Source organism: Mycobacterium sp. (genome assembly GCF_035640695.1).
Taxonomy (GTDB): Bacteria; Actinomycetota; Actinomycetes; order Mycobacteriales; family Mycobacteriaceae; genus Mycobacterium.
Genome location: NZ_DASQVQ010000157.1, coordinates 1 through 4534 on the forward strand (window position 1 = coordinate 1; position 4534 = coordinate 4534).

5 protein-coding genes and 1 pseudogene are annotated in these 4534 nt (G+C 67.3%); 1 reads left to right on the forward strand and 5 read right to left on the reverse strand.

Going from position 1 to position 4534, the window contains the following annotated elements; translation table 11 throughout:
• Window positions 1-189, forward strand: a pseudogene (locus VE759_RS18785) (hypothetical protein); the annotation flags it as partial.
• A gap of 146 nt (window positions 190-335) precedes the next feature.
• Here VE759_RS18785 and VE759_RS18790 read toward each other — a convergent pair.
• The 5 genes from VE759_RS18790 to VE759_RS18810 all read right to left on the reverse strand — a co-directional run bounded on the left by VE759_RS18790 (window position 336) and on the right by VE759_RS18810 (window position 4510).
• On the reverse strand, window positions 336-710 hold the full coding sequence (locus tag VE759_RS18790) for a hypothetical protein (protein ID WP_324935229.1): 375 nt from the start codon (window positions 708-710) through the stop codon (window positions 336-338).
• Window positions 711-891: 181 nt separating this feature from the next.
• Window positions 892-1347 (reverse strand): ribose-5-phosphate isomerase, encoded by a 456-nt coding sequence (locus VE759_RS18795; RefSeq protein WP_324935231.1) that lies wholly within the window; start codon window positions 1345-1347, stop codon window positions 892-894.
• On the reverse strand, window positions 1344-3083 hold the full coding sequence (locus tag VE759_RS18800) for a dihydroxyacetone kinase family protein (protein ID WP_324935233.1): 1740 nt from the start codon (window positions 3081-3083) through the stop codon (window positions 1344-1346). The genes VE759_RS18795 and VE759_RS18800 overlap by 4 nt, the downstream gene beginning before the upstream one ends.
• A gap of 12 nt (window positions 3084-3095) precedes the next feature.
• The gene (locus VE759_RS18805; protein WP_324935235.1) at window positions 3096-3869 is read right to left on the reverse strand and encodes an SDR family NAD(P)-dependent oxidoreductase; all 774 of its coding nucleotides are present in this window, start codon (window positions 3867-3869) and stop codon (window positions 3096-3098) included.
• An 11-nt stretch (window positions 3870-3880) separates the two neighbouring features.
• Complete coding sequence (locus VE759_RS18810; protein WP_324935237.1) at window positions 3881-4510, reverse strand: sugar phosphate isomerase/epimerase family protein; 630 nt, start codon at window positions 4508-4510, stop codon at window positions 3881-3883.
• Between the last annotated feature and the right edge of the window lie 24 nt (window positions 4511-4534).

Below are 4534 nucleotides of genomic sequence, written 5' to 3' on the forward strand. Positions count from 1 at the left end.
GGCACGTCCTTCGACCAGGCGGCGTTCAGCGGGGCGCACACGTCCTTCGATCAGGCGACGTTCAGCGCCAGGCGCACCTCCTTCGACCAGGCGGCGTTCAGCGGCGTGCGCACCTCCTTCGACTCCCCGCAGGCGTGGAACAATGTCTCCTTCGACGGGGACCGTTTTGCCAAGCGCAAGGAACGCTGAATCGATTCCGGCGGCCGTGGTGCCGGTACCGACCTGATCATGACGTCGAAAGATTTCCAGTGCCCGCAGTAGGGCCAAAAAGCGCCGCCCGCGTCCCTGCGGTGGGACGCGGGCGGTACCGTTTTCGAGCGATAACGCGGCTAGCGTTAGCCGATCACGCCGGCCGGCTGACCGGGCCCGGACTTGGGGTTTTGGTCCTTGGTTGGGCCGCATGCACCGGGAGCCCCGGCAGGTGCCTGGTTCCCGTTGCCGCTACTAGCGGCGCCGCCCGGTGCACCACCGGTCGGGTTGGTCGGGGAATCGGCGGGAGCATCGTTTCCACCAGGGACGTTCTTGGAGCCCGGCTCACCAGGAGGCGTGATGCCTGAACCCTGTGGGGCTGGGCACGGCTCAGCCACGACATTGACGGAGCCGTCACCGAAGCCGTGAACCGGCACGGCGCTGGCGGCACCGAACCCGCCGAACATCAACGCCCCACCCAGCGCAGCGCCGACCGCCACCTTTCGCATCGAGTGTCCCATCAGTTACTCCTTTTCGAGTTACTCCGTGTCACTCAAGCGGTCACTCAAGCGTTTTCCTGCCACTAGACGCCTACCCGTGGTCGCGATGTCACACACCATCAATGGACAGCGTTCACCTGGTTCACAGGCCTCAGTGGTCACACAAGTAACGAAGGGCGACGAAGGGGAGGGAACGGTTCACCTATGCGGGCTCGTACTCGCGGATCGCCGCCACCTTGGCCGCGGACGTGGATTCCGGGTTGAATCGGTAGCCGAGCCATTCTTTGACCAGGCGCCGTGCAAGTTCGATGCCGATGACTCGCTGCCCGAAGCACAGCACCTGTGCGTCGTTGCTCAGGACTGCTCGTTCGACGGAGAAGCTGTCATGGGCCGTCACGGCTCGGATACCGGGCACTTTGTTGGCGCTGATCGCCACCCCGAGTCCGGTGCCGCACACCAACAGTGCGCGATCGGCTGTGCCCTCGGCGATCAGCCGCGCGGCCGACACTGCGACATGCGGATAGGCAGTGTGCTCGTCGGGTCCGACGCCGACATCGACGACTGAGGCAACTCGTGGGTCGGCCCGCAGGTCTCGATGCAGGATCTCTTTGTACTGCAATCCGGCGTCGTCGCTGCCAATGACGATTCGCAGGCTCATTGCGTAACTCCTTCGGTCTCGAAAACTTTGGCCACCGTGCCGATGCACATGGCCAGCGAAATGGCGCCCGCGTCGGGCGTGCCTACACTGCGCTCGGCCAGCGGACGAGCCCGGCCGACCTTGGGGCGCAGTTCGGCGGTGGCCGCCGCCGACTTGCGTGCCACGTCGATCGACGCGAGCCATGCACTGCGCCAGTCGATTCCGCGTGCCACCGCACTTTCGATGGCTTCAACGAATGGCCCGAGCGCGTCGAGCATCGTCTTGTCGCCACGGTGCGCGCCACCCAGTTCAACCAGTGCGTCATGGCCCGCACGCAACGCCTCTGCGACGTCCGAATCCATCGGTGTGCCGCTGTCACCCAGCCTGCGAGCAGCTGCGGATAGCGCGGCGCCCCACAGCACGCCCGATGTACCGCCGGCCTTCGCGGCCCAGGCCTCACCCGCCGCCTGCAGAACGAATCCCGTTCCGCCTCCGCGGCGCGAGGCCGAGGTCGCCGCCATGCTGGCCGCCTCGGTGCCGCGGACCATGCCGCGGCCGTGATCACCGTCGCCGGCAACAGCGTCGATGCGGCCGAGGTCGGCTTCCGCCTCGACCATCCGTGCGGCCATCGCAGCCAGCGCGTGCGCGACATGTGCTCCGCACATCCGTGACGCTTCGTCAGCCTCGATGAATGTAGTTGGGACCGAGGGTGTTTGCGCATGCACGTGGGTGCGTGCCCGCAATTCGGCGCCAGCTTGGTTCATTTGGCCTTTGCGATATGCTGGGGTGTCGGCGGGCGAGGTCCACAGCCGTTCCAAAGCGTCGTCGAGCCAGGTGACCGTCAGGGAGCAACCTGCCATGTCGAGGCTGGTGACCAGCTCACCGACCTCTGGTTGCACCACCGTCAAACCGGCGTCGGCAAGCCGGGCGGCAACCGTCTTCCACACCACGAAGAGCTCTTCATACTTGGTGCGGCCCAGCCCGTTGAGGATGACCGCGACGCGATCCGTTGCCCCCTTGGGCTTTTCGGCGAGCACGCCGTCAACGAGCAACGTCGCAAGCTCCGCGGCCGCCGGCATGGTGCTGCTCGACACGCCGGCTTCGCCGTGGATGCCCAGGCCCAGCTCCATTGAGCCGGGGGCGACGGTGAACAGTGGGCGGTCCGCGCCGGGCAGGGTGCAGCCGTCGAAGGCGACGCCGAGGGTGCGGGTGGCGTCGTTGGCCTTACTCGCTATCCGCTCGACGTCGTCGATGCGCGCCCCGGTCTCGGCTGCCGCACTTGCGCAACGGAATACCGTGAAATCACCCGCAATGCCCCGGCGCTTGGTGGTGTCGTCGGGTGGCGCGCTCGCTATGTCGTCGGTCACCACGAGGTAGCGCGCGTCGATGCCTTCCGAGCGCAATTGCCGGGTAGCGAGACCGAAATTCATCACGTCGCCGGCGTAGTTGCCGGTGATCAACAACACACCCGCGTCCCCGTGCGCGGCCCGGGCGACCGAGGCCGCCTCGCGGGCCGACGGTGACGTGAAGACGTTGCCGACGACGGCACCATCGGCGAAGCCCGGACCGACCACCCCGCAAAATGCGGGATAGTGGCCGGATCCGCCGCCGACGACCACCGCGACCTTGCCGGGCGGCGTCGCCGAGGCGCGGACCACGCCGCCCTCGACGCCGACTACGTAGCCGGAGTTGGCGTCAAGGAACCCGTCGAGCATGTCCTCGGTGAATGTGGCCGGATCGTTGAACAACCGTGTCATGGCTGGCTCCCGTCAGTGGATGTGGCTGCCGCCGTTGATGTCAACGGTGGTGCCGGTCAGGTAGCTGGCGTCCTCGCTGGACAGGAACGTGATGACCGCGGCGACTTCCTCGGTGGTCGCCGTGCGGCCGATCGGGATGTCGCTGGCCAGCCTGGTTTCTTGGTCATCGGTCGACCCGACCCTGATGTTGGTGTCCACCGCGCCCGGAGTGACGGCATTGACGGTCACCCCGGTATCGGCGATTTCGCGGGCCAGAGCCTTGGTGAATCCGAGGATGGCGGCCTTCGCCGACGAGTACGGCACCTTGCCGAACACGCCGCCGCCGCGCTGCGCGGACACCGACGACATGTTGACGATGCGGCCCCAGCCGTTGTCGATCATCGCTGGCAGGAACGCCTTCGTGACGAGGTAGGTGCCGGTGGCGTTGACCGCCATCACCTTGTTCCACAGCTCCAGCGTGGTCTCGAGGAACGGCACCGGGGAGGTGATGCCGGCGATGTTGGCTAGCGCACCGATCGGCGGCAGCGCGCCGGACTCGACTTCCGCCGCGGCGGCGCGCTGCGCGGCGCTGACCGACTCCTCCGACGTCACGTCGATCGCGTAACCGAATGCGGGAACGGCGAATTGGTTGCCGATGTCCGCGGCCACCTTCGACGACTTCTCCCCGTCGAGGTCGAGCACGACGACGGCCCAGCCCTCGCGGGCATACCGGTTGGCGACGGCCATCCCGATACCGCGATCAGAGGTGGCGCCGGTGATGACGGCGGTACGTTGCGTAATGAACATGTGTTTCTCCCTTAGATGAGGTCGGAAATCAGTTGGGCGGCTTCGGCCGTGGCCGCCGGCCGCTGGCCGTCGGTAACGTCGCGGGTCTCCAGTTCCAATGCGAAGTGGCCGGCATAACCCGTATCCGCCAGGGCCTTGAGCCCGCCGGCGAAGTCGACGTCGCCGCGGCCGACGGACAGGTTGATGTTGGCGGGCACGGCGTCGCGAATGTGCACATGGGCGATGCGGTCGGTAAAGCGGACGACGAACTCGCGCGGGTCGCCGCCGGAGGCCACGATGTGGCTGAAGTCCATTACCACCCGTACCGCAGTGTTGGCCAGGCGGTCGGTGAGTTGTTGCGCGCGTTCGATGTTCCAGCACAGCCGATGGAAGTGCAGAGACTCCGTCCAGACCTCGACACCGTGGCCTTCGGCGCGCTCCGCGGCGCGGGTGAGTTCGCGCGCCACCCGGTCGAGATCGGCCGCGAGCGATTCGAGCGGCCGGTGACCGATTGCGCCGCAGGGCAGCACCAGCGCGCGGGCACCGGCGGTCGCGGCGAGTTCGAGCAGCATCTCGAGATGGTGGTCGCGGGCCGCGCGGGCGTGGTCACCGAGCGGCCGGTTGAGGTCGCCGATGTCGCCGTTGATCGAGCGCACCCGCAACCCGGTCGCGCTGACGGTGTCCGC

What these genes read in the sequence shown, in the direction of transcription:
- VE759_RS18805 (WP_324935235.1), bottom strand. Translation starts at nt 3,869, where the DNA reads ATGTTCATTACGCAACGTACCGCCGTCATCACCGGCGCCACCTCTGAT.
- VE759_RS18790 (WP_324935229.1), bottom strand. Translation starts at nt 710, where the DNA reads ATGGGACACTCGATGCGAAAGGTGGCGGTCGGCGCTGCGCTGGGTGGG.
- VE759_RS18795 (WP_324935231.1), bottom strand. Translation starts at nt 1,347, where the DNA reads ATGAGCCTGCGAATCGTCATTGGCAGCGACGACGCCGGATTGCAGTAC.
- VE759_RS18800 (WP_324935233.1), bottom strand. Translation starts at nt 3,083, where the DNA reads ATGACACGGTTGTTCAACGATCCGGCCACATTCACCGAGGACATGCTC.